General features: G+C 65.1%; 23 protein-coding genes and 1 tRNA gene. 14 read left to right on the forward strand and 10 right to left on the reverse strand.

The annotated features are described in order from the left end of the window. Positions 1-40: 40 nt before the first annotated feature. The 6 genes from AC1ZQA_RS07910 to mutL all read right to left on the reverse strand — a co-directional run bounded on the left by AC1ZQA_RS07910 (position 41) and on the right by mutL (position 6,143). Positions 41-1,024, reverse strand: a complete 984-nt coding sequence (locus AC1ZQA_RS07910) for a methyl-accepting chemotaxis protein (protein ID WP_482679245.1) — start codon at positions 1,022-1,024, stop codon at positions 41-43. A 7-nt stretch (positions 1,025-1,031) separates the two neighbouring features. Continuing rightward, entirely contained in the window at positions 1,032-1,421 is a 390-nt protein-coding gene (locus tag AC1ZQA_RS07915; RefSeq protein ID WP_482679246.1) for a response regulator, read from the reverse strand. Positions 1,422-1,553: 132 nt separating this feature from the next. Beyond that, a complete protein-coding gene (locus AC1ZQA_RS07920; protein WP_482679247.1) occupies positions 1,554-2,189 on the reverse strand; it encodes a response regulator in 636 nt (211 codons plus the stop codon). A gap of 6 nt (positions 2,190-2,195) precedes the next feature. Continuing rightward, entirely contained in the window at positions 2,196-3,155 is a 960-nt protein-coding gene (locus AC1ZQA_RS07925; RefSeq protein ID WP_482679248.1) for a sensor histidine kinase, read from the reverse strand. Between the two features lie 196 nt (positions 3,156-3,351). Next, positions 3,352-4,299 (reverse strand): tRNA (adenosine(37)-N6)-dimethylallyltransferase MiaA, encoded by a 948-nt coding sequence (gene miaA, locus AC1ZQA_RS07930; RefSeq protein WP_482679249.1) that lies wholly within the window; start codon positions 4,297-4,299, stop codon positions 3,352-3,354. A 2-nt stretch (positions 4,300-4,301) separates the two neighbouring features. Continuing rightward, positions 4,302-6,143 carry a DNA mismatch repair endonuclease MutL gene (gene mutL / locus AC1ZQA_RS07935; protein WP_482679250.1) on the reverse strand — a complete coding sequence of 614 codons (1,842 nt, stop codon included), beginning with the start codon at positions 6,141-6,143 and terminating at the stop codon, positions 4,302-4,304. Positions 6,144-6,384: 241 nt separating this feature from the next. On the opposite strand from mutL, the gene AC1ZQA_RS07940 reads away from it, so the two are divergent. Beyond that, entirely contained in the window at positions 6,385-7,029 is a 645-nt protein-coding gene (locus AC1ZQA_RS07940) for a DedA family protein (protein ID WP_482679251.1), read from the forward strand. Between the two features lie 7 nt (positions 7,030-7,036). On the opposite strand, the gene lexA is transcribed toward AC1ZQA_RS07940, so the two are convergent. Beyond that, on the reverse strand, positions 7,037-7,726 hold the full coding sequence (lexA, locus tag AC1ZQA_RS07945) for a transcriptional repressor LexA (RefSeq protein ID WP_482679294.1): 690 nt from the start codon (positions 7,724-7,726) through the stop codon (positions 7,037-7,039). A gap of 161 nt (positions 7,727-7,887) precedes the next feature. On the opposite strand from lexA, the gene AC1ZQA_RS07950 reads away from it, so the two are divergent. After that, positions 7,888-8,838, forward strand: a complete 951-nt coding sequence (locus tag AC1ZQA_RS07950; RefSeq protein WP_482679252.1) for an asparaginase — start codon at positions 7,888-7,890, stop codon at positions 8,836-8,838. On the opposite strand, the gene AC1ZQA_RS07955 is transcribed toward AC1ZQA_RS07950, so the two are convergent. Beyond that, entirely contained in the window at positions 8,830-10,269 is a 1,440-nt protein-coding gene (locus AC1ZQA_RS07955; protein WP_482679253.1) for an ATP-binding protein, read from the reverse strand. The two genes, AC1ZQA_RS07950 and AC1ZQA_RS07955, sit on opposite strands and share 9 nt — an antisense overlap. Next, positions 10,238-10,966 carry an osmolarity response regulator transcription factor OmpR gene (gene ompR, locus AC1ZQA_RS07960; protein ID WP_013105699.1) on the reverse strand — a complete coding sequence of 243 codons (729 nt, stop codon included), beginning with the start codon at positions 10,964-10,966 and terminating at the stop codon, positions 10,238-10,240. The genes AC1ZQA_RS07955 and ompR overlap by 32 nt, the downstream gene beginning before the upstream one ends. A gap of 264 nt (positions 10,967-11,230) precedes the next feature. Here ompR and AC1ZQA_RS07965 point away from each other — a divergent pair, with 264 nt between their 5' ends. The 12 genes from AC1ZQA_RS07965 to AC1ZQA_RS08020 all read left to right on the forward strand — a co-directional run bounded on the left by AC1ZQA_RS07965 (position 11,231) and on the right by AC1ZQA_RS08020 (position 21,577). Beyond that, complete coding sequence (locus AC1ZQA_RS07965; RefSeq protein ID WP_482679254.1) at positions 11,231-11,452, forward strand: hypothetical protein; 222 nt, start codon at positions 11,231-11,233, stop codon at positions 11,450-11,452. Between the two features lie 361 nt (positions 11,453-11,813). Further along, a complete protein-coding gene (locus tag AC1ZQA_RS07970) occupies positions 11,814-12,434 on the forward strand; it encodes a MotA/TolQ/ExbB proton channel family protein (RefSeq protein ID WP_482679255.1) in 621 nt (206 codons plus the stop codon). A 15-nt stretch (positions 12,435-12,449) separates the two neighbouring features. Continuing rightward, positions 12,450-12,869 carry an ExbD/TolR family protein gene (locus AC1ZQA_RS07975; protein ID WP_482679256.1) on the forward strand — a complete coding sequence of 140 codons (420 nt, stop codon included), beginning with the start codon at positions 12,450-12,452 and terminating at the stop codon, positions 12,867-12,869. Next, a complete protein-coding gene (gene lpxK, locus AC1ZQA_RS07980; protein ID WP_482679257.1) occupies positions 12,869-13,915 on the forward strand; it encodes a tetraacyldisaccharide 4'-kinase in 1,047 nt (348 codons plus the stop codon). The genes AC1ZQA_RS07975 and lpxK overlap by 1 nt, the downstream gene beginning before the upstream one ends. Then, entirely contained in the window at positions 13,896-14,117 is a 222-nt protein-coding gene (locus AC1ZQA_RS07985; protein WP_482679258.1) for a Trm112 family protein, read from the forward strand. Before lpxK ends, AC1ZQA_RS07985 begins: the two co-directional genes overlap by 20 nt. Further along, the gene (gene kdsB, locus AC1ZQA_RS07990; RefSeq protein ID WP_482679259.1) at positions 14,114-14,896 is read left to right on the forward strand and encodes a 3-deoxy-manno-octulosonate cytidylyltransferase; all 783 of its coding nucleotides are present in this window, start codon (positions 14,114-14,116) and stop codon (positions 14,894-14,896) included. The genes AC1ZQA_RS07985 and kdsB overlap by 4 nt, the downstream gene beginning before the upstream one ends. Positions 14,897-14,982: 86 nt before the next feature. Beyond that, positions 14,983-15,639, forward strand: a complete 657-nt coding sequence (adk, locus tag AC1ZQA_RS07995) for an adenylate kinase (RefSeq protein WP_482676456.1) — start codon at positions 14,983-14,985, stop codon at positions 15,637-15,639. Between the two features lie 20 nt (positions 15,640-15,659). Next, positions 15,660-16,418: an SDR family NAD(P)-dependent oxidoreductase gene (locus tag AC1ZQA_RS08000; protein WP_482676457.1), complete on the forward strand. Its 759-nt coding sequence runs from the start codon at positions 15,660-15,662 to the stop codon at positions 16,416-16,418. 39 nt (positions 16,419-16,457) lie between these two features. Next, a complete protein-coding gene (gene dnaG, locus AC1ZQA_RS08005) occupies positions 16,458-18,353 on the forward strand; it encodes a DNA primase (RefSeq protein WP_482676458.1) in 1,896 nt (631 codons plus the stop codon). Positions 18,354-18,385: 32 nt separating this feature from the next. Beyond that, positions 18,386-19,261, forward strand: coding sequence for an alpha/beta fold hydrolase (locus AC1ZQA_RS08010; protein WP_482679295.1), 876 nt, complete (start codon positions 18,386-18,388; stop codon positions 19,259-19,261). After that, the gene (locus tag AC1ZQA_RS08015) at positions 19,258-21,456 is read left to right on the forward strand and encodes a RelA/SpoT family protein (protein ID WP_482676459.1); all 2,199 of its coding nucleotides are present in this window, start codon (positions 19,258-19,260) and stop codon (positions 21,454-21,456) included. The genes AC1ZQA_RS08010 and AC1ZQA_RS08015 overlap by 4 nt, the downstream gene beginning before the upstream one ends. Positions 21,457-21,500: 44 nt before the next feature. Beyond that, a tRNA-Val gene (locus tag AC1ZQA_RS08020) sits at positions 21,501-21,577 on the forward strand. Positions 21,578-21,808: 231 nt separating this feature from the next. Here AC1ZQA_RS08020 and xseA read toward each other — a convergent pair. Continuing rightward, the gene (gene xseA, locus AC1ZQA_RS08025) at positions 21,809-23,146 is read right to left on the reverse strand and encodes an exodeoxyribonuclease VII large subunit (protein ID WP_482679296.1); all 1,338 of its coding nucleotides are present in this window, start codon (positions 23,144-23,146) and stop codon (positions 21,809-21,811) included. Between the last annotated feature and the right edge of the window lie 20 nt (positions 23,147-23,166).

The following is a 23,166-nucleotide window of genomic DNA, read 5'->3' on the forward strand; positions in this document are numbered from 1 at the left end:
CGAGTGAATGGAGTTGAACGAAATTGAGCGATGACGTGCTTCAGAAAAAGGTGATGTCGCCGCCGTCCTGCGCATCCACCGTTGACAGGCCGCCGTGATTCAGGCGCTGCTCCTGCGTGGTGTAGCCGCTGGCGATGCGCTGCATGAATCCGGCGGTGTCCAGCGGCGCTGTGGCATTGCCGGCGCGGCGTGACTGATAGCTCTGCAGTTCCACCACCAATGCATCGAGACTGTCGCGGCTGTGGGTGAGGATCTGGCTGACCCGGTCCTGGAACTGGAGCGAAACGAGAACGTCACCGATTTCCTCGCGGATGCCACTGCTCTCGCGCTGCAGCAGATCACTCGATTCGGACAACCCCGTGGCGACATTGCGCAGCCGGGTGAGCACCTGGTCGATCGACGACTCGGACCGGCTGAGGAACTGCTGCTCCTCCTTCTGGGACTGCTCAGCGGAGCGGGTGAGGGTCTGAATGGCGCCCGTGATGATCTGCACCTGCTCGCCCATCTTGCGGCCGGTATCGCGCGACTGTGCCGAGAGCTTGCGCACTTCGTCGGCCACCACGGCGAAGCCGCGGCCGTTTTCTCCGGCCCGTGCGGCCTCGATGGCGGCATTGAGCGCGAGCAGATTGGTCTTGGCCGCCAGTGCGGCCACTTCGGCGGACATCTTTTCCAGTGCCTCGGTATAGCGCGACATGCCCAGCACTTCGCTCACCATGGCGGCGCGTTTGGCCAGCGCGGCGCGCAACTGATCGAGCACATCGCCGAGTTCGCCTTCGCTGCGCTGGAACACCGCCACGACGCCTTCGCCGCCGTCCATGCCGGCCGCTGCCTGCTGCGACGCCTTGACCGCGTTTTCCAGCCTGGTGTACAGACTGGAAAAGCGTTGGCTGAGCGCGAGGATGGCGGTTTCCATCTGCGCTCGCCCAGCGTCGATCTGCTGACCAAGGACGGGCAGCGCCTGTGCGCACAGGGTGTCGATTTGTGCTGCGGCGTCAACCTGATGTGTGGTGTTGGAGTCGGTCATGGCGGGGTCAAGGGGCGGGACTGTGGAATTGCGCGGCCAGTTGGCGCACGACGGTTTCGAGTTGCTCGATTTCGGAGCCTTTGTCGAAGAAGTAATCCGCGCCGCCATCCAGGCTGCGAGCGCGGTGCTGCGAGTTGGCATGCTGGGTGAACATGGCGATGCGCACATCGCTGCGGCTGGCCTTGATGCGTTGAAGAAGCTGCAGCCCGTTTTCGCCCGGCATCTCGATGTCGAGCACGATGAAACGCACGGTTCCGGCGGTGTCAACGTCCAGAAGGTCCAAGGCGTGCTGACCGCTGTCGGCCTGCAACACACCATGCACTCCGGCAATGCCGCACAGCAGATTCGCCAGGCGCTCGCGCACCAGCGCGGAATCGTCGACCACCATCAGTTGCATGCGCCCGCCTTCAGAAAGGAATTGTGTACCCATTGTTCGGGGCTGGTGGGTTCACAGCCATCGGTCGCAGGCGCGAGGGAACATCGGACTGGGACGCTTTGCGCTGTCAGAAAATTCCGACATCTGACAGCTTCATACCAGTTTGTGGTCCAGCGCGTAGCGCACCAGATCGGCATCGCGCACGAGGGCCATTTTTCGCATCAGATGGGTCTTGTGCGTGCTGATGGTCTTGACGCTCAGGTGCAGTTCACGCGCCACTTCGCCCACAGTGCGTCCGGCGCCGATGCGCAGCAGGACCTGCAATTCACGGTCGCTCAAAGTTTGGTGCGGCAAGGCATGAGCGGCTTCACCATCCTGGAAATGGTTGGCGAGCTGCTCGGCCACGGGCCCGGTGAGATAGCGTTTGCCATGGGCTGCGGTGCGAATGGCGTCGATCAGAACTTCGGGGGCGCTGTCCTTGGTGAGATAGCCGGCCGCGCCATGGCGCAGGGCGCGCATGGCAAACAGGTGTTCGGCGTGCATGCTCAGCATGAGCACGGGCAGGCTGGGATGGCCGGCTTTGGTGCGCTTGAGCAGATCGAGACCGTCGCTGCCTGGCATGGAGACATCGAGCAACACCACGCTCCAGCTGCTGTTGCGGATGGCGTCCAGCGCGCGTGCGGCATCGCCGCACCACTGCGTTTGCAGACCATCCGCCTCCAGCACACGGGCCAGCCCGGCGCCGAACAGGGCATGGTCGTCCACGATGAGTACGCGAATGGCTTCCATGGGCGATCAGTCCGCGCAGGGCACGCGCAGGCGGATGCTGGTGCCCTGGTCTGGCGCGCTGATGCACTCCAGCGCGCCGCCCAGCAGGTGCGCGCGCTCGCGCATGCCGCGCAGACCGAAGGATGTCTGGCTGGACTGCGTCTGGCTGTCGAAGCCCCGTCCATCGTCCATGATGTCCAGTGCGATCAGCCCGGGCATGCGGGCGAGGGCGAATTGCACCGAGCTGGCCTGCGCATGGCGGGCGATGTTGGTGAAGGCTTCCTGCGCAATGCGGAAAATCTGGATGGCCGTCATGTCGTCCAGGGTTCCCGCGTTGTCGAGATCGAGCACAACGGGGACGCCATAGCGCTGTGTGAATTGCTCGGCCAGCCAGGTCAGCCCTTCGGTCAGGCCCAGGTCGAGCACGGCGGGACGAAGCTGTGCTGCCACCCGCCGACCCGCGGCCGTGGCGGCGTCCACCAGGCTGGCCATGCTGTTGAGTTGCGCGTCGTCCGGGCCCAGCCGCCTGCGCAGCAGGCTGATGTCCATTTTCAGCGCGGTGAGCAACTGGCCGAGTTCGTCGTGCATGTCGCGCGCGAGGCGGGCGCGTTCCTGCTCGCGGGCATGTTCCATGTGCGCGGCCATGTCGCGCAGATCGGACTCGCGGCGGCGCGCATGGCTGATGTTGATCATGATGCCGTCCCACTGCGCCTGCGCAGCGCCCGCGCGGGTGACGGCAGCGCGGATGTTGATCCACTTGATCTCGCCCTCCGTCAGAATGCGTCCCTCCCAGTTCCAGGGCTCGCCATGCAGCGCGCTGGCCTGGAGCGAGGCGTGGAAATCGGCCTGATCCTCTGCGTGAATGCGACCGATGAAGGAAAGGCTGGAGCGCAGCAGCGCCTCGGCACTGAGGCCGCACACCATGTGCGCCGATTCGCTGGCCTGAGTGAATTGCAGCTGCCCGCCGCGTTGTTGGAGCTGAAACACAAGGCCAAAGCCTGAGAGTGGGTGCGCCGCCCACTGCGCATTGCACAACGGGGTCTCTTGAACAGGCGGCGAGGGGGGCAGGGGCGTTGGCACTGGCGGGCGGCGTGGAATGCGTTTGACAGTCCACCTAACGGCCCGATCGGGGAAAACTTGAATCTGTCCGGCGTGGCGCGGGCCTGCTGGCGTGCCTGCGGGGTCAAAACTTCTCGATGCGGGCCAGGGTGTCACTGAGCGGAGCGAGACAGTCGAACACCTCGCGCTGGGGCAGGGAGCGCAGCCAGGTGAGCTGACGCTTGGCCAGCTGCCGGGTGGCGGAGATGGCCTGTTCGCGAAACTCGGCAGACGAGGTCATGCCATCGAGATGATTCCACGCCTGCCGGTAGCCCACGGCACGGATGGACGGCAGCGCGGGGCTGAGGTCGCCGCGTTGGCGCAGGGCGCGTACCTCGTCGAGAAAGCCCGCGGCCAGCATGGCGTCAAAACGGTCAGCGATGCGTGCATGCAGCACACTCCGGTCCGAGGGTTCGAGCGACAGGATGCGCAGGGGAAGGGCTTGCTCCGGGTGCGCGGGCGGAGCGAAATGCGCCGACAGTGGCCGGCCGCTGAGCAGCCAGACTTCGAGCGCGCGCTGGATGCGCTGGGCATCGTTCGGGGCGAGGCGAGCGGCAGTGGGTGCATCCACCGCAGCCAGACGCGCGTGCAGCGCGGGCCAGCCGAGCCGCGCGGCGTCGGCGTCGAGCTGGGCGCGCAGTTGCGCATCGGCCTGCGGCAGCGCGGACAGGCCCGACTGCAACGCCTTGAGGTAGAGCATGGTGCCGCCGACGATGAGCGGCTGCGCCCCGCGTCGGCGGATGTCGTCGATCAGCCGACGTGCATCGGCCACGAACTGCGCGGCGCTGTAGGCCTGCGCCGGGTCGAGGATGTCGAGCAGATGGTGCGCGCACGCGGCGCGCTCCTCGGCACTCGGCTTGGCGGTGCCGATGTCCATGCCGCGATAGACCAGCGCGGAATCCATGCTGATGAGTTCGACCCTCTGGCCTCGCGTCTGCGCCTGCTGGGCGAGATGCAGCGCGGCGGCGGTCTTGCCGCTTGCTGTCGGCCCGACGATGCAGGCGACCGGCCGTTTGTCGTGCAGCGGGGTCATGGTCAGCGCCCGCGCAGGAACAGGGCGTCCAGATCGGCCAGGCCGATCTGCCGCCAGGTCGGGCGTCCGTGGTTGCACTGGTCGGCGCGTTCGGTGTGCTCCATGTCGCGCAGCAGCGCGTTCATCTCGGCCAGGGTGAGCTGACGGTTGGCACGGATGGCGCCGTGGCAGGCCATGCTGGAAAGCAGGGCATTGCGCCGCTCCTGCAGACGCGCGCTGGTGCCTTGTGCGATCAGATCGGCCAGCACGCCCCGCGCGAGCCGGATGGGATCGGCATGTGCGAGCAGCGCTGGGGTGGCGCGTACCACCAGGCTGCCGGGCCCGGCGCGGTCGAGTTCGATGCCCAGGCTGAGCAGGGCATCGGCATGGTCTTCGACGGCGCCGATTTCGGCATCGCTTGCGGCAAAGGCGGCGGGAATCAGCAGGGGCTGCACGGCAACGGGTGCGCCGCCCTGTTCCGCAGCCTTCAGGCGCTCGTAGACGATGCGTTCATGTGCGGCATGCATGTCCACGATCACCAGCCCCTGCCGGTTTTGCGCCAGGATGTAGATGCCGAGAAGCTGCGCCAGCGCGAAGCCGAGGGGGAAATCGGTGCGCTGATCTGGCTCGGACGCAGGCGGTCTGGACTCGCTGGCATAGGCGCCTGCGAGGGCACTGTCCTGCGCCTGCCATGTCGTGGCAGGGCCGAGCGGCGCATGGGCACGGGCGACCGCATCCCAGGGCGGCGGGCTGGGGCGGGCATAGCTTAAGGGCAGGGGAGTCGTTGTCGGCAGCGGGGATGGCGCCCGCAGTTCGGCGCGGGCCGCATGCGCTGCGTCTTGCTCAAGTTGCGTCGCGCCGCCGACCCTGGCAAGCGCCTGTTCGACGGCATGGCGCACCGCCTGATGCACGGCGGAGCCGTCGCGGAATCGCACTTCCGACTTGGCCGGATGCACATTCACGTCGACCAGTTCGGCCGGAAGATCGATCAACAGGGCGAACTGCGGCTGCAGCGCGCCATGCAGCACATCCGCGTAGGCCGCACGCACGCCATGCGCTACGGTGCGGTCGCGCACCCAACGCCTGTTGACCAGAATGTGCTGAACATCGGCACGGGCGCGGGCAGCGGTCGGCTTGCACACCAGACCGCGCAGCGTGAGCGGGCCGACCTGTGTGACCACGGGCAGCGCGTGGGCGCTGAAGGCATCCCCCAGCACGGCAGCGAGGCGATCAAGTCCCTGCGCGGAGTTGTCGCGCTCGAATTGCAGCTTGAGCTGGCCGTCATGCCAGAGCCGCAGGGCAATCTGCGGGTGAGCGATGGCGGTGCGTCTGAACACCTCGGCGCACCAGGCATATTCGGTGCTGGGCGACTTGAGAAATTTGCGCCGTGCCGGCAGATTGAAAAACAGTTGCCGCAAGGTGACGCGTGTACCGGGCTGCGCTGCGGCCGGCTGCACACCGCTGACCTGGCCGCCGCTGGCGCTGATGGCCGCACCCCGGGCATCCGCACGGCGACTGATGATCTCGACCTCGGCCACTGCCGCCATGGCCGCCAGGGCCTCGCCGCGAAACCCGAGATGTGCGGCGTGATGCAGTTCGTCGAGATCGGCGATCTTGCTGGTGGCGTGCCGCAGCAGAGCCAGCGGCAGCTCGTCAGGAGGAATGCCGCAGCCATCATCCTCCACCTGGATGCTGCCCAGGCCGCCTTGCTCCAGCCGCACGGTGATGGCGCTGGCTCCGGAGTCGATGGCGTTGTCGAGCAGTTCGCGCAGCGCAGAGGCCGGGCGCTCGATGACCTCGCCGGCGGCAATCTGGCTGATGAGCACGTCCGGCAATGGACGAATCGGACGTTGGGGTTGCGGCAAGGCAGGAGGAGCGCGCGGTCAGTCACCCGGCGCACGCAGACGAATGGACAACTGGGCTCAGTATACTTTTCAGGCTGTTTTCAGCGCGTCTCCCAGCGGCCAGAATCGGGCTTGCTCAGCCACTGCTCAGTTTCCGGCGGCAGCATGCAACTGGTGCAGTCCGCCTGGTCATCCTCCGGGTCGGTCTCTCTGCCTTTGCTGACTACCCTGGTCGCCCATTTCGCCCCCTCGCACTCGCCGCATGGACCTTCACTCGCTCATCGATCTCATCCTGCACTTCGACGTGCATCTGGCACAGTTCATCTCGTCGTACGGGCCCTGGGTGTATGGCCTGTTGTTCGGCATCGTGTTTATCGAAACCGGTCTGGTGATCATGCCGTTCCTGCCGGGCGACTCCATGCTGTTTGTCGTGGGGGCCTTTGCCGCCACGGGCGCGCTCAGCTTGCCTGGGGTCATGGCGGTGCTGTGGCTCGGAGCTGTGCTTGGGGATAGCCTCAATTACCAGATCGGCAAGGCGATCGGGCACAAGGTGTTTTCCTGGCAGGATTCGCGCTGGTTCAACCGCCGAGCCTTCGACAAGGCGCATGCGTTCTATGAAAAGTATGGCGGCATCACCATCGTTGCTGCGCGCTTCATGCCCTTCATTCGCACGTTTGCGCCGTTTGTCGCCGGGGTTGCGGAGATGTCGTATGCCAAGTTTCTCGCCTACAACATGCTGGGAGCAACCCTGTGGGTCGGGCTGCTGGTGATGGCGGGCTATCTGTTCGGCAATATTCCATGGATCAAACACAATCTGGGCATGATGACCGTCGGCATCATCGTGCTGTCCCTGCTGCCTGCAGTGTGGGGCTGGTGGAAGTCGCGGCAGCAGACGCCTGCGGTATGATCAGCGGTCAATTGAGCGCACCGCGCAGCAATCCCACAGCCAGTCCCTCGATGGCGAAGGGCTGATCGGCGGAGACTCGAATGGGTTCGAACTCCGGGTTGGCCGGCAGCAGTTCGATGTGGTCGGCCAGGGTACGCAGTCGCTTGACAGTGACTTCGTCACCGATGCGCGCCACCACGATCTGGCCGTTCTGCGCTGTGCTGCTGCTCTTGACCGCCAGCAGATCGCCATCGAGGATGCCCACGTCGCGCATGCTCATGCCACGTACCTTGAGCAGATAGTCCGGGCGGACCGAGAACGCCGCCGGATCGACCGTGAGCGTCTGCTCGATGTGCTCCTGCGCCAGGATGGGATGGCCGGCTGCCACCCGACCGACGAGCGGCAAACAGAGTTGCTCTGCGCCCGGCAAGGCGAGTTGCAATCCCGACATCCCCTGAGCGCGCGCTGGCTGACCCGCACGATCGTGGCCCGCACGCTCGCGGTGCGGTTCCGTGATGCGGATGCCGCGCGACGCGCCGGGAGTGAGCTCGATCACGCCTTTGCGTGCCAGGGCCTGCAAATGATCTTCTGCAGCATTGGCGGACCGAAACCCGAGACGTGCCGCAATCTCGGCGCGCGTGGGTGGATAACCCAGTTCACGCACAGACGCGTTGATCAGGTCGAGGATTTCCTGCTGGCGGGGGGTCAGTTTTGAAATGAGTCGGCGCATGAGATGGGGCTCCCGGCAAATGCACAATGAAACCAACGCGCACAAACGACGCAAGCCCTGCAGGCTGCTGACACACTGAGCGATTGATCAGCTTGGTTATTTGCACAGCACTGTAATTCATAACAGCCACAATGCAAAGGAATTTCGAGATGCACAACCCATCAGGACCTGGCACACGCCCCCGGATCGTGGTGCTTGGCACCGGCGGCACGATTGCAGGAACGGCAACCGGCGACCCCACCCTGCCGGGCTACACAGCCGGGGTGTTGCGCGTGGACGCCTTGCTGGAGGGCATCCCGTCCCTGTCCCGGCTGGCGCAGATTCATGCCGAGCAGGTCGCCAATCTGGACAGCAAGGATATGGAGGTCGCGGTCTGGACGCGCCTGGCCGAGCGGGTGGCGCACTGGCTGGCCCAGCCGGAGATCGCGGCCTGCGTGATCACCCACGGGACCGACACCCTGGAGGAGACCGCCTACTTTCTGCAGCTCGTGCAGCGCAGTCACAAGCCGGTCGTGCTGACTGCCGCCATGCGCCCGGCCACCGCATTGGACGCCGACGGCCCGCAGAATCTGCTCGACGCGGTTCGGGTTGCGGTGCAGCCGCAGGCACTCGGACTCGGTGTGGTGTGTGTGCTGCATGGCCGGGTTCACGCCGCGCGCGATGTCACCAAGGTCAGCACGCACCGGATGGATGCGTTCACATCAGGAGAGCGCGGTCCGTTGGGCGAGGTCGATGGCGATAGCCTGCGGCTTTGGCGTCGGCCTGACACCGAGCCGGGAGCACCCTTTGCCATTCCGCCCGCCGATGCCTGGCCGCGGGTCGAGATCGTGCTCAGTCACGCCAGTGCGGACGGTGCCCTGGTGCGTTGTCTGGTTGCGAACTCCGCACTGCAGCCCGCGCTGAGCGGACTGGTGGTCGCGGGGACGGGGGGCGGCACCGTGCATCAACGCTTGCAGGAGGCCTTGCAATGGGCGGAAGAGCAAGGAGTCCGCGTGGCGATTGCGTCGCGTGTCGGCCCGCTGCGTGGCGGAGCCGAGGACGGACTCAACGCGGTGAAGCTGCGCGTCCGCATGCTTGTGGAGCTGGCCAACTCACGGTGAATGTTGTGGTTTCTGCGGCAGCCAGATGCGCACCTGCAGCCCGCCGCCCTCGGCGTGGCTGAGTTCCAGCCGCCCGCCCATCGCAGCGATGGTCTTGTCCACGATCGACAAGCCGAGTCCCGTCCCCTTGGCGGACGTGCGCGCAGCATCCCCGCGGAAAAAGGGCCGCGTGAGCTGAGCGAGCTGTTCCTGTGGAACGCCGGGACCGTGGTCGCGTACGGTGAGCTGCACCGTATCAATGCCTGGCTGAAGGCTGATGTCGAGATCGGTATGCACTTCACCGGGGGTCAGGGCGTAGCGCTTGGCGTTTTCCACCAGGTTGACCACGACACGCTGCAGTTCCAGTGTGTTGGCCTGCACGAGAGGCACTGTCGGCGTGTGCAGATGCAGCACCACGGTTTCATCTTTCTGGTAGCGGTCGCGGACGAAGTCGATCAGGGCGTTGAGATCCACCGTCTCCAGCTTTGGTGTGATGCTGCGCGCGTATTCGAGAAACTTGCTGATGATGCGGTCGGCCTGCTCGATGTCGTCGATGATGTTCTCGCGCGACTGCTCATCCGGCACACTGAGCTCGGCCTCGAGCCGCAGCCGCGCCAGCGGGGTGCGGATGTCATGCGAGATGCCGGCCAGCATCAGTGCGCGTTCCTCTTCCACCTCCTGCAGGCTGCGTGCCATGCGGTTGAAGCCGCGGTTGACCTCGCGGATTTCGCGCATGCCGGATTGCTCGTCCAGCATCTGCGAGTAGTTGCCGGCGCCCACACGCGCCGTTGCGAGACGAAGGTCGCGCAGTGGCTTGTTGACAAAGCTGGCGATCACCGCAGCGCCAATGAGCGCCAGCAGGGTAGCGATCACGCCCCAGCTTGCCCAGGTTTCGCTGAGCGAGGGGTCGATGCGGGAACGGTCGAGCAGCAGCCAGTACGGGTCGCCCTGGATCTGAAAACCGATCCACAGGCCTGGGCGGTCGTTGACCACATCGGCAAAGTCGAGTTGCTCGTTCAGGCGCGAATCGACGGCCGTTTCGAGCCGCCTGGTGAAGTCGGTATGGTTCATCGGCATCCACTGATCGGCGGCATTGCGCGGATAGATGTAGATGCCCTCCTTTTTCGCCAGATCCTCCAGCAGGGAGACGCGGTACTGCGGCGCGGAGTGAATCAGCGCCAGTCGGGTGAGGTCGATCAGACTGGTGATCTGGCGCGCGGTCTGCGTGACCTGCGGCCCGAGCTCAAGCAGGCGAAAGCTCTGGAACCAGGTCGCCAGACTGGCACTGACCAGCAGCACGATGAGCAGGAAAGTGCGCCAATACAGGCGACCGAACAGGCCGCCGATCCAGCGTTTCAGCCGGGTGAGCACACCAACACCCGATGCTGGAGCGGGAGGCGCCGCGCAACCGTCCTGCGTGTCAGCCTTCGGCGTTGTCGGGGACGAAGACATAGCCCACGCCCCAGACGGTCTGGATGTAGCGCGGATGCGCCGCGTCGGTCTCGATGATCTTGCGCAGTCGCGAAATGGCGACGTCCAGACTGCGGTCGAATGCCTCGTAGTCGCGGCCGCGGGCCAGTTCGGCCAGACGGTCGCGCGACAGCGGCTGGCGCGGGTGACGCACCAGCGCCTTGAGCATCGCGAACTCGCCCGTGGTCAGGCTGATGACCTCGCCGTTCTTGCTGAGCTCGCGCCGTGCCAGATCGAGGCTGAACGGGCCGAACACCACGGTTTCGTCCTCGCGCGACGGCGCGCCGGGCAGCTCTGGAGAAGGCTGGCGACGCAGCACCGCGCTGATGCGCGCCAGCAGTTCGCGTGGGTTGAACGGCTTGGGCAGGTAGTCGTCGGCACCCACTTCCAGGCCGATGATGCGATCGACATCCTCGCCCTTGGCCGTGAGCATGATGATGGGGGTCTGGTCCTTGGAGGCGCGCAGGCGCTTGCAGATGGACAGACCGTCTTCACCCGGAAGCATCAGGTCGAGCACGATCAGGTCGAAACGCTCCTTGACCATGATGCGCGACATGGCCTTGGAATCTTCGGCCACGAAGACTTCATAGCCCTCCTGCGAGAGATAGCGACGCAGCAGATCGCGGATGCGCGCGTCATCATCGACAACCATCAGCTTTTTCGGTTTTTCGTGGTCCATAGAAGCGTCTTATCGAAATGAAAAACGAGGCAGTTGCAACTGCCATCCTTCCTTGCAGCGATGTGTCAGCTTAAGGCTTGTTACAGAGTTTACTGCGAGACCGGGCCGGTTCGCGCCGGTTCGCCTTGATAATTTCAATTGCAAACTTTGGATACGCCCCCGCCGCAAATGCGCAACTTACCTGCTCTGAACCTGTGTGTTGTGGCGATGGCGCTTGCGACATCCGCGTCGGCCGCGGCCGTTTTCCAGAGCCAGACGCGACGCATGCCCGTGGCGAGCGAAACCGTGCTGCACCAGCAGCAGGGCGGCCTGTTTGCCGCAGGCAAACAGCACGGCACGCACTTCCTCAGCCCGGACGCCTCCGCACCCGTTGTGCCGCATGTCATGACCCCGCAGGATCGCCAGATCTTGCGTGAGCAGATTCAAAGCACGGCATCCGGCAATTTGCCCCAGCCGCAGCCTGCGCCAAGCGCATCATCCAACTGAAACGACCCGGCAATCGGCCTTGGTGGCCGTGGGATGTGCACAGTACAGACGAACAGGCAGGCACGCGGCGCAGATGTCGCCAAATGCTGCGCGTGCATGACAACCCATTGATTTTCAATGATAAATCGATGCTTAAAAAAGCGTCACATTAAGCGGACGTCTTGATTTTGCGGGATTTGGCCACGCCATTCAGCGCTTGCCCACAGAGTTGTCCACAGTTTGGTGGGATAACTGGATCGCCCTCTGCCCGCGTGTTGCGTGCCCGGGTTGTGTGCCGCTTTTGCCACCCGGCATAATGCGGCGCTGGGGTTCGGAGAGACCATTTCCGTCTGGTGACGGAGCAGACGCAAAGGACAACCGCATGTTTCACATGGTGCAAGCCGCAGGCTGGCCGATCTGGCCGCTGATCCTGTGCTCGATCGTGGCGCTGGCCGTGATCTTTGAACGGCTCACCGCCTTGCGGCGTGCCCGCATTCTGCCGCCCAAACTGCTCGACGAGGCGCTGAACGTGTCGTCCAAGCAGTTGCCCGCGCCCGATGTGATCGACAAGCTGGAGCGCAATTCGCCACTGGGTGCTGTGCTGGCCAGCGGCTTTCGCTCCGTGGCACGCCCGCATGCCAGTGCAGCGGGCTTGCAGGAAGATCTCGAAAACGCCGGCCGACACGAGGTCTACCGTCTGCAGAAGTATCTCAACGTTCTCGCCACCGTGGCCTCGGCCGCGCCACTGCTCGGGCTGTTGGGTACCGTGGTGGGCATGATCGAGATCTTCGGCTCGCAGTCCACTGCGGGCACCGACCCGACTGTGCTGGCACACGGCATTTCCGTGGCGCTCTATAACACGGCGCTCGGCCTGATCGTGGCCGTGCCCTCGCTGATTTTCTACCGCTATTTCCGCAGCCGGGTGGACGACTACACCGTCGATCTGGAACAGGCTGCGCGGCGTCTGGCCACGCACCTGCAGACCTATCTTCCGCGTCGCTGAGCCGCGCCTGCCGCCATGAATTTCAAGCGCCTGAACTCCGAGGATCCCGAGGTCAACCTCATCCCGCTCATCGACGTGCTGCTGGTCATTCTGATTTTTCTGATGATCAGCACGACCTACTCCAAGTTCACCGAGCTGAAGATCACCCTGCCTACCGCCGACGCCGAAAAGCTGCAGAACAATCCGCAGGAAATCATCGTGGCGGTCAGCAGCAGCGGGGAATACGCGATCAACAAACAGATCCTCCCCAGCCGCACCGTGGCGGCGCTGACCCAGTCTCTGCTCGACGCCGCCAAGGGCAAGCCCGAGTCCATGGTGGTCATCAGCGCGGATGCACAGGCAACGCAGCAATCGGTGGTGAACGTGATGGAAGCCGCACGGGCAGCGGGTCTGAGCCGTCTGACTTTCGCCACGCAAAAGTCTCCCGGCTCCTGATGGCGCAGCCCGCGTCACCCAGCGGCTGGCCTGCGTGGTGGCTGCGCCGCGGTCTGCTGACCTGGGTCCTCTGGCCACTCTCACTTCTGTTTTTCGCGCTGACGGGTTTTCGCCGCGCGCTCTATCACCTCGGTCTGCTCAAGACGGTGCGGGTTGCCGTGCCCGTCGTGGTGGTGGGCAACCTCACCGTCGGCGGCTCGGGAAAGACACCCTTGATCGCGGCGCTGGCCCGCGGGTTGCAGCAGATGGGCTGGCATCCAGGCATCATTTCACGGGGCTATGGGCGCAACCCGACAGATGCAGCAAGCCTTGCAGTTCAGGAGAACAGCGACCCCGCGCTGTGCGGGGACGAACCCGTGCTGCTGGCCCGGTTCACCGGCTGCCCAGTCCAGGTCGGACGCAGGCGCGTACAGGCTGCCCGCGACCTGCTGGCGGCGCATCCCGCAGTCGATGTCCTGCTCAGTGATGACGGTCTGCAGCATCTCGCCCTGGCGCGCGATGTGGAACTGGTTGTGGTCGATCAACGCCTGTGGGGCAATGGTCTGCTGCTGCCCGCCGGTCCTCTGCGCGAGTTGCCCGGGCGGCGGCGTGATGCCACCCTTGGCCCGGCCGAGGCGCTGCAACGCATCGACGGGGGAGGGCGCCATGTCGTTCTGACGCGCGCACTGGGTGCGTTCCACCGCGTGGTTGGCGACGAAAGACTTTCACCGGCCCAGTTCGCGCAGCGCTTTTCCGGCCAGCCTCTGGGCGCGCTGGCGGGCATCGGACATCCCGGACAGTTTTTTTCCATGCTGCGCGCCGCCGGGCTGCAGGTCAGCGGCGTGGCGGTGGGGGATCACAAACCTCTGGCCGAAACCGATTTCGCCGCGTTCGACGCCAGCTGCCCGGTTCTGATCACGGAAAAAGACGCCATAAAATCGGCGCATCTGTCGCCCGCCCTGCGCGAGCGTCTCTGGGTTGTCGGATTGCGGCTCGAACTGCCCGACGATCTGCTGCCCTGGCTACACCAAAAACTGGAGAGTGCGCGTGGACACCCGACTTCTTGATCTGCTTGTCTGCCCGATTTGCAAGGGTTCGCTGCAGTTCGACCGCGAGGCGCAGGAACTCGTCTGCCCGCGCGACAAACTGGCCTATCCGGTGCGGGACGACATTCCGCTCATGCTGGTCGATCTGGCGCGCGACATGACATTGCCCGCGCCCGAAGCCCCCGCTGCCGCGCAGGCCAGCAACGCAGACGCTCCGGCGTGAGCAGTGTTGCGCCCTTCTGGGTGCTGATCCCGGCGCGTCTGGCCTCGACCCGTCTGCCCGACAAGCCCCTGGCCGACATCGGCGGCGCGCCCATGGTGGTGCGCGTGGCGCAGCGCGTGCAGCGCAGCGGAGCGCAGGGTGTTGTGGTCGCCTGCGACAGTCCAGCCATTGCGCAGGCCTGTGCCGCACATGGCGTGCAGGCTGTGCTCACAGCGGTTGAACACGCCAGCGGCACCGACAGGCTGGCCCAGGCTGCCACGCTGCTGGGCCTGCCCGACGATGCCATCGTGGTCAATGTGCAGGGCGATGAGCCGCTGATCGATCCGGAACTGCCCGCGGCCTGCGCCGCCTTGCTGCAGACCCAGCCGCAGGTCGAGATGTCCACCTGCGCCCACCGCATCACCGACGAAGCGGAAATCTTCAATCCCCATGTGGTCAAGGTGGTCCTCGATGCCCAGGGCCGTGCGCTGTACTTTTCGCGTGCCCCGATCCCCTGGCAGCGCGACACCTATGTGCAGCGCCCAGGCGGCTGGCAGCGCCATGGGCAGGCTCTTCATCCGGTCTATCGTCACATCGGTCTTTACGCCTATCGCCACAGATTTCTGCGCCGCTACGCGGCTCTGCCCGCTGCGCCGCTGGAACAGGCCGAGGCGCTGGAACAGCTGCGTGCGCTGTGGCATGGACATGCCATCGCGGTGCACCTCACCGATCACGCCCCGGGGCCGGGCGTTGATACCCCCGCCGATCTGGAACGCGTGCGCGCCCTCTGGACGAGCTGAACGGGCTGCAGTCATCGGCGCGTCAGCGCCGGGGCAGGGCGGTCTGCTATTCTGAAACGCTGCGTTTTTACGATTGAGAGACCTTCATGCGATTGATTCTTTTGGGCGCGCCCGGCGCGGGCAAGGGCACGCAAGCAGCCTTCATTACCGAGCATTTCGGCATCCCGCAGATTTCCACCGGAGACATGCTGCGCGCCGCCGTGAAGGCCGGCACGCCCCTGGGGCAGCAGGCGCAGAAAATCATGGAGTCTGGACAGCTCGTGCCGGACGACATCATGCTCGGCGTGGTGCGTGAGCGTCTGACCGCACCCGATTGCGCCAGGGGCTTTCTGCTCGACGGCTTCCCGCGCACCATCGCACAGGCCGAGGGTCTGGAGCACGCGGGAATCGGCATCGACGTGGTGCTTGAGTTCGACGTGCCCGATGCCGACATCATCGAACGCCTGAGCGGTCGCCGCGTGCATCCCGCCTCGGGGCGCACTTACCACGTCAAGTTCAACCCGCCTCGGGTCGCTGGTGTGGACGATGCCACGGGTGAGCCGCTGGTCCAGCGTGCCGACGATCAGGAAGACACCGTGCGCAAGCGTCTGGAGGTCTATCACGCCCAGACCCTGCCGCTGGTGAAGTTCTACGCCGAGCGCATGGCACAGGGGCGTCCGAATGCGCCTCGCCTGATCACGATTTCCGGCGTGGGTCCAGTGGCTGAAGTGCAGCAGCGCATTTTTGCCGCCCTGCGGGGCTGATTTCCCTTCTGATCGCCATCATGCAACTCTCAGGCCATAGCGCCGTCATCAGTGGCGGCGCCTCAGGACTCGGCGCCGCAACGGCTGCCTTGCTCGCTGAGCGCGGTATGCACGTGGTCATCGCCGATGTGCAAGACGCAGCCGGTCAGTCACTTGCCGCAGACATCGGCGCCCATTTCGTGCATTGCGACGTCACCAGCGAGACAGACGTGCAGGCTGCGGTCGATGCTGCGCAAGCACTGGCGCCGCTGCGGGTGGCGGTGAGCTGCGCGGGCATTGCGCCGGCAGCACGCACCCTGGGCAAGCAGGGCCCGCATGCGCTCGATCTGTTCGAGCGCGTGATCCGCATCAATCTGATCGGCAGTTTCAATCTGGCGCGGCTGGCCGCCGCCGTGATGGCGCAGCAAGCGCCGCTTGCCGATGGCGAGCGCGGGGTGATCATTCACACTGCGTCGGTGGCCGCCTTCGACGGACAGATCGGGCAGGTTGCCTATGCCGCGTCCAAGGCTGGCATCGCGGGCATGACGCTGCCGCTGGCGCGTGATCTGTCGCGCGATGGCATCCGGGTGATGACCATTGCGCCCGGCATTTTCGAGACGCCCATGCTCATGGGCATGCCGCCCGAGGTGCAATCGGCGCTGGGGCAGATGGTGCCGTTTCCGCAACGCCTGGGCAAGCCGCAGGAATATGCCGCACTGGTCGAAGCCATCCTGACCAACCCGATGCTCAATGGCGAAGTCATCCGGCTCGATGGCGCCATTCGCATGCAGCCCAAATAAGACGTTGTGCTGCGGTGGTCTGCCGCACCGTTCCGAATCATGCAGCAGCGCATTCCCCCCGGTTTCATTCAGGATCTGCTGGCGCGCGCCGATATCGTTGAAGTCATCGGCCAGCATGTCGAGCTGAAAAAGACCGGAAGCAATTACAAGGGGCTGTGTCCGTTTCACGGCGAGAAGACGCCGTCTTTCACGGTCAGCGCGAGCAAGCAGTTCTATCACTGCTTTGGCTGCGGCGCCCACGGCACGGCCATCGGCTTCCTGATGGACTATGCGGGCATGGGATTTGTCGATGCGGTCAAGGATCTGGCCGGTCGCTGTGGCCTCACCGTGCCTGAGCCCGACCTCGATCCGCAACAGTTGCGGCAGATGCAGCAGCAGCGCAGCCTGCAGGCCACCCTGATCGACGCGCTGCAGACCGCAGACAGCTTCTATCAGCACCGTCTGCGCCACAGCGATCGGGCAAAGAACTATCTCATCACCCGCGGTCTGCAAGGCCAGGTCGCCAAGCGCTTTGGCCTGGGCTACGCGCCGGATGACTGGCAGCCGCTGGCCGGAGCGTTCGCCAATTACAACGCCGATGCGCTGGTGCAGTCCGGGCTGGTCGTGGCGCGCGACGCACAGGGCGACACGCTCGATCCCCAGGCCGAATCCTTCGCCAGCGCGCAGCGCCGCTACGACCGCCTGCGTGACCGCATCACCTTTCCGATCCGCAACCTGCGCGGGGAGGTCATCGGCTTTGGCGGGCGCATCATCGATCAGGGTGAACCCAAGTACCTCAACTCGCCGGAAACTGCGGTCTTCCACAAGGGCGAGGAACTGTATGGTCTGTTCGAGGCGCGCTCGGCCATCTCCCGCGCTGGTTATGCGCTGGTGGTCGAAGGCTATATGGACGTGGTGGCGCTGGCGCAGTTCGGCGTCGAGCACGCGGTGGCCACACTGGGCACCGCATGCACCGTGCAGCAGTTGCAAAAGCTCTTCCGGCATACCGGGCAGGTGGTGTTCAGCTTCGACGGCGACGCTGCGGGCCGCCGCGCTGCGCGCCGCGCGATGGAAAACGCCTTGCCGCTGCTCAGTGACACCCGGGTGGTGAAGTTCCTGTTCCTGCCGCCTGAGCATGATCCCGACTCGTATGTGCGGGAAAAGGGCGCAGAGGCTTTCGAGCGCGAAATCGGCCGGGCGCAGCCCCTGTCCGAGTTTCTGTTTGCCAGCCTGTTCGACGGCGTCGCAATGGCGACCGCCGAAGGACGCGCCCAGGCGATTCATGATGCTGGGCCGCTGTTTTCCCAGATCGCCGCTCCGGCGCTGCTGGGCCAGTTGCTCACCGATTTTGCCCGGCAACTCGACATGCCGACCGCGGAATTGCGTGAGGTACTGCGGCTGTCCACGCCCGCACGCAAACCGGCGGCGCCTGCCGAGACATTCGGCAGCCCGCCGCACCGTCTGGAGCAGCGCCAGCGCGGGGGGCGCCACGCCCTGCGCGCGTTCGCCGCCCCGCCTGACCTGCTGCGCATGTTGCTGCCCTTGCTGTTGTCGCAGCCCGCCTTGTGGTGGGAGATCAGCCCGGCGCAACACGCGCTGCTGTCCCAGGAGCCCAGCCCCCTGCGGGGCTTCGTGATGGCGCTGGAGTCCATTCTGGAAGATCAACCCGGGATCTCTGCCGCCGCGCTATGGGAGACGCTGCGGGGGGCGGGGCACGCGCCCGAAGAGGTCCTCGCCCAATCGCCCGACCCGCTGGAAGTGGATGAATCCACCGCGCGGCACGATCTCTTTGCCATGCTGCTGCGCCTGGAGCGCACCGGCCTGTTGCGTCGTCAGGACGCGCTCGTGGCCGGGGGATTGGTGGACGAGGCCGACCGTGCAGAGTACCGCGGTCTGACACTGCGGCTCAAGGAAATCGATCAGGCATTGCGGGCGCCCCATGCGTCGCCGGGGTGAGTCTGTATGATGGCCCGATCGTCTTGCCCCTCCTGATCGCCGTGGAAAACCAGCCCCGTCTCGCCTCTGTGCAATGCCTGCATCCCGGCGGTCTGCATCGTCTGGCCTATTGGGAATGGGGCGACCCCGACTGTGACGATGTGGTCGTCTGCGTCCACGGTCTGACCCGGCAGGGACGGGATTTCGATGTGCTGGCGCAGGCGCTGCAAGCAGGCCGCCGCGTGGTCTGCCCGGATCTGCCTGGCCGCGGTGAATCTGACTGGCTCGACAACCCGGCGCTGTACCAGGTGCCGCAATACATGGCGGATCTGGTCACCCTGCTGGCCCGCTTGCGTGCGCGCAGACTCGCCTGGGTGGGCACCTCGCTGGGCGGACTCATCGGCATTGGCCTTGCGGGCCTGCGGCACAGCCCGATCGAACGCTTGGTGCTCAACGACGTTGGTCCTGCACTGGACCCGCGTGGGCTGATGCGCATCGCCAGTTACGTGGGGCGGAAAATGCATTTCAACACGCCTGAGCAGGCTGCCGCGTCCCTACGCGAGATCTCCGAGGGCTTTGGCCCTCACACCCCCGAGCAGTGGATGGCATTGACCCGGCCCATGCTCCGCCCCGAGGCGCAGGGCTGGCGGCTGCATTACGACCCGGCGCTGTCCCAACCCTTCACCGCGTCGACCGCGCAGGCCATCGCCGCAGGCGAAGTTGCCCTGTGGCAGGCTTTTGATCAGATCACCGCGCCCACGTTGGTGCTGCGCGGCGCGGACTCCGACATTCTCAACCGCCAGACAGCGCAGGCCATGGCACAGCGCGGCCCGAAGGCGCGCGTGGTGGAACTGCCGGGTGTCGGCCACGCGCCCACTCTGGTGCAGGACGATCAGGTGCGCATCGTGCGCGATTTTCTGCTGTCGTGATTCCGAACCCGCCCGAACCGCTGGACACCGCTGCGCATCACGCCTGCGCCGATGCGCGCGTGGTGCAGGCGCGCGCCTACTCGGTCGCGCTGATCGACACCGTCGTGCTCGAAACCGGCGAGCCCGCGCTGGAGCATGCCGATGGCGTGCGCAGCATCCTTGCCGATATGGGCGCAGATGCCGAAGCCCAGGCGACTGCCTATCTCAACCTCGTCGTGCCGCATCTGGCGCATCCGCAAGATCAGTTGCGCAAGCATTTTGGCGATGCGCTGGCCGACCTGGCTGTCGAGACCCGCAAATTGGTCGAGGTGTCGCGCATGGCGCGCGGCGGGCCGGATGAGGCCGAACTCCGGCGTCGGCATACCGAGTTGCTGCGGCGCCTGCTGCTGGGGTTCTCGCGCGATCTGCGCGTTGCCTTGCTGCGACTGGCCTCGCGTTTGCAGTCCCTGCGGTTTTACACCCGCACAAAACAAATGGCGCCTGCAGCTTTTCTGGCGGAAAGCATGGAGGTCTACGCTCCGCTGGCCAATCGCCTGGGGATCTGGCAGGTGAAGTGGGAGCTCGAAGATCTCTCCTTCCGTCTGTCGCAGCCCACCATCTACAAGGAGATTGCCCGCAAGCTCGATGAGCGCCGCGTCGAGCGTGAGCAGGGCATTGCCGCGGCCATCGGCCGTCTGCAGACGGAATTGCAGCACCAGCACATTGCGGCGCAAGTGGTGGGCAGGCCCAAGCACATCTACAGCATCTGGCGCAAGATGCAAGGCAAGCAACTCGCATTCGAGCAGGTCATGGACCTGCGCGCCCTGCGGATCATCGTCGCCGACGTCAGCGCGTGTTACGCCGCGCTCAGCACGGTGCATGCCATGTGGACTGCCTTGCCCGAAGAATTCGACGATTACATCGCCAAGCCAAAGCCGAATGGCTACCAATCCCTGCACACGGTGGTGCGAACCGAGGCCGGGCAGGTGTTTGAAATCCAGATCCGCACCGAAGCCATGCATGCCTATGCTGAACAGGGCAGCGCGGCGCACTGGGCCTACAAGGAGGCCGGGGCCAAGGGCTATCAGGGCCAGTCGCAGGCCGGGGATTATCAATCGCGCATCGCGCTGGCGCGGCAACTCCTGGCCTTGCAGCAAGAACTTGCGGGAACGCATGAATCGGCATCGGCCGCGCTCGCCGAAACCTCTGCAAAACAGGACGCGGAAGACCGCATCTTCGTCCTGACACCACAGGCCCGCATTGTCGAGCTTGCACAGGGCGCGACGCCGGTGGATTTTGCCTACGCCCTGCACACCGATCTGGGGCATCGCTGTCGCGGAGCGCGGGTTGACGGTGCGCTCGTTCCACTGACCACACCGCTGCGCAGCGGGCAGACCGTGGAGATCGTCGCCGCCAAGGAGGGAGGGCCGTCTCGAGACTGGCTCAACGCCGAACTGGGCTACCTGCGCAGCCCGCGAGCTCGCGCCAAGGTTCGCGCCTGGTTCAACCAGATTGCGCAGCAGGAAACCGTCGCCAAAGGGCGCTCCCAGGTGGAGCGGCTGTTGCAGCGCGAGGGAAAGACCAGTTTCAGCCTGCAGGCTCTCGCGGAAGGACTGGGCTTTCGCACAGCCGATGAATTGTTTGAACGCGTTGGCAAGGACGAATTTTCCCAGCGTCAGATCGAGGCCTACCTGCGGGCTGACCCGTCTGCGCCTGCATCCGAGGAGTCCATTCAACTGGCCAGTGGCGCCGCCTTGCAGAAAAAATCCGCTGGGCAGGTTCTGGTGGTCGGCATGGGATCGCTGCTGACCCAACTGGCGGCGTGCTGCAAGCCCGCGCCACCAGACGCCATTGGCGGTTTTGTCACGCGCGAAAAGGGCGTGACGGTGCATCGTGCAAGCTGTGCAAATTTCCGCAACATCGCCCAGCAACATCCCGAGCGCGTGATTGCCGTGACCTGGGCCGGACAGGACGCTGGCGCCGCTCTCTATCCCATTGATCTGGAAGTGAGTGCCAGTGATCGCCAGGGCCTGCTGCGCGACATTTCCGATGTGTTGACCAAGGAGCGCATCAACGTCATCGGGGTGAACACCCGCTCGGTCGGCGATCTGGCGCAGATGCGATTCACTGTGCAACTTGCCAGCAGTGCCAAGCTCAAGCACGCCTTGACCCTGATTGCCAACGTCCCCGGCGTACTCAAAGCGTCGCGAAAGTAATCGCTCGAGTTCACAAAAAATGATGCTATGATGTGCGGCTTCGTAGGCGGTTAGCTCAGATGGTTAGAGCGCTTGCTTGACATGCAAGAGGTCGTTGGTTCGATTCCAATACCGCCTACCAGTCTGATGCCTCCGCCACTTCATGCGGCAGCCTGTTTTTTGCGAAAGTCCCCCGATATCTCAGGTACACGGGGGATTTTTTTGCGCTACGCGCAGGCTGATCGTTCTGTCCAGAGTGCCCATGGAACTGCACGCAGCGCGGTCGATCACCCCGGTGCAAGCACCCGGGGCGTTTGCGTGACGGCTCCATTCTCTCCATCAAAGGATCTGGCCCGGATCCCCGCGCGGGCTCTCATTCCGAGTCAAGCGGATGGGGCAGCTCACGGATGTGCTGGATGTCCAGGTGGACGGCACGCCGGGCGTCGGCGAGTTGCAGCGCCTCGCCAGCATGCAGTTGCGACAGGTCGCGCAGCACCCGGCCGCTTGCGTCCATGCCAAGCAGATAACCGCGCGCCAGCGTGGCGCGGGGGCTGAGCAATTGCAGGTGTTGCGCGGCCTGGTCGAGCCGGTGCCCGGTTTCGCGTAGGTGGCGACTTTTGGCATTGGACAGATTCAGCGTCAGTTGATTCAGCCGCTCGCGCTCCAGCGGCAGGCGGCGTTGCAGCGCCTGCACAAGTTGACTCTGCATCAGTTGCAGGCGCTGCGCGTGCAGGCGAGGCAGACCGATCAGCCCTTGTCGCAGCCGCCACTGCCATTGCGCCAGTCGGCTCAACGGTGCGGCGAGCAGGGCGGCCCGCTGGGGCCAGCGCAAGGCCAGGCGGTCGCAGCGCTGCTGTTCGCGCTGAAGATGACGCCGCGCTGCGGTGTGCAGACGGTGCGCCAGATGATCGAGTGCGCCAGACAGCGCCGCTTGCGAGGGCACGCCCAGTTCGGCGGCGGCCGTGGGGGTGGGAGCGCGCAGGTCGGCGGCAAAATCGGCCAGGGTGAAATCGGTCTCGTGGCCAACCCCGCTGACAACAGGCAGGATGCTGGCGGCAATTGCGCGAACCAGGCCTTCGTCGTTGAACGCCCACAGATCGTCCAGACTGCCGCCACCGCGCACCAGCAGAAGCAGATCGACCTCGCGTCGGGCCTGTGCACGCTGCAGCGCGGCCACCAATTCGCCCGGCGCCTGAGCACCCTGCACGCTCGCGGCGTAAACCACCACGCGGACATGTGGACTCCGGCGGCGCAGTGCAGTCAGCACATCGTGCAGTGCCGCGGCCTGCAGGGACGTGATGATGCCGATCGCGCGCGGCATGGACGGCATGGCGCGCTTGCGCTCAACCGCGAACAGCCCTTCGGCTTGCAATTTTTCCTTGAGGCGCAAAAACGCCTCAAGCAGTGCACCTTCGCCATCGGCCTGCACACTCTCGACGATGAGCTGCAAGTCGCCCCGCGGCTCGTAGATCGCCACGGTGGCGCGAAGCCGCACACTGATCCCGTCGCGCAGTGCAAACGCGCTGGCGCCCGCACGCTGGCGAAACAACACGCAACGCAATTGCGCCACGCCATCCTTGAGATTGAAGTACTGATGTCCGCTGGAAGCGCGCACCAGACCCGAGACTTCACCCCTGATGGTGAGGCTGTTGAACCTTGCATTGAGTGCGTCGGAAAACGCCCGCACCAATGCGCTGACACTCCAGACCATGGAGCCGGAAGAGAGGGATT

This window comes from Thiomonas sp. DCM-2 (genome assembly GCF_056820905.1).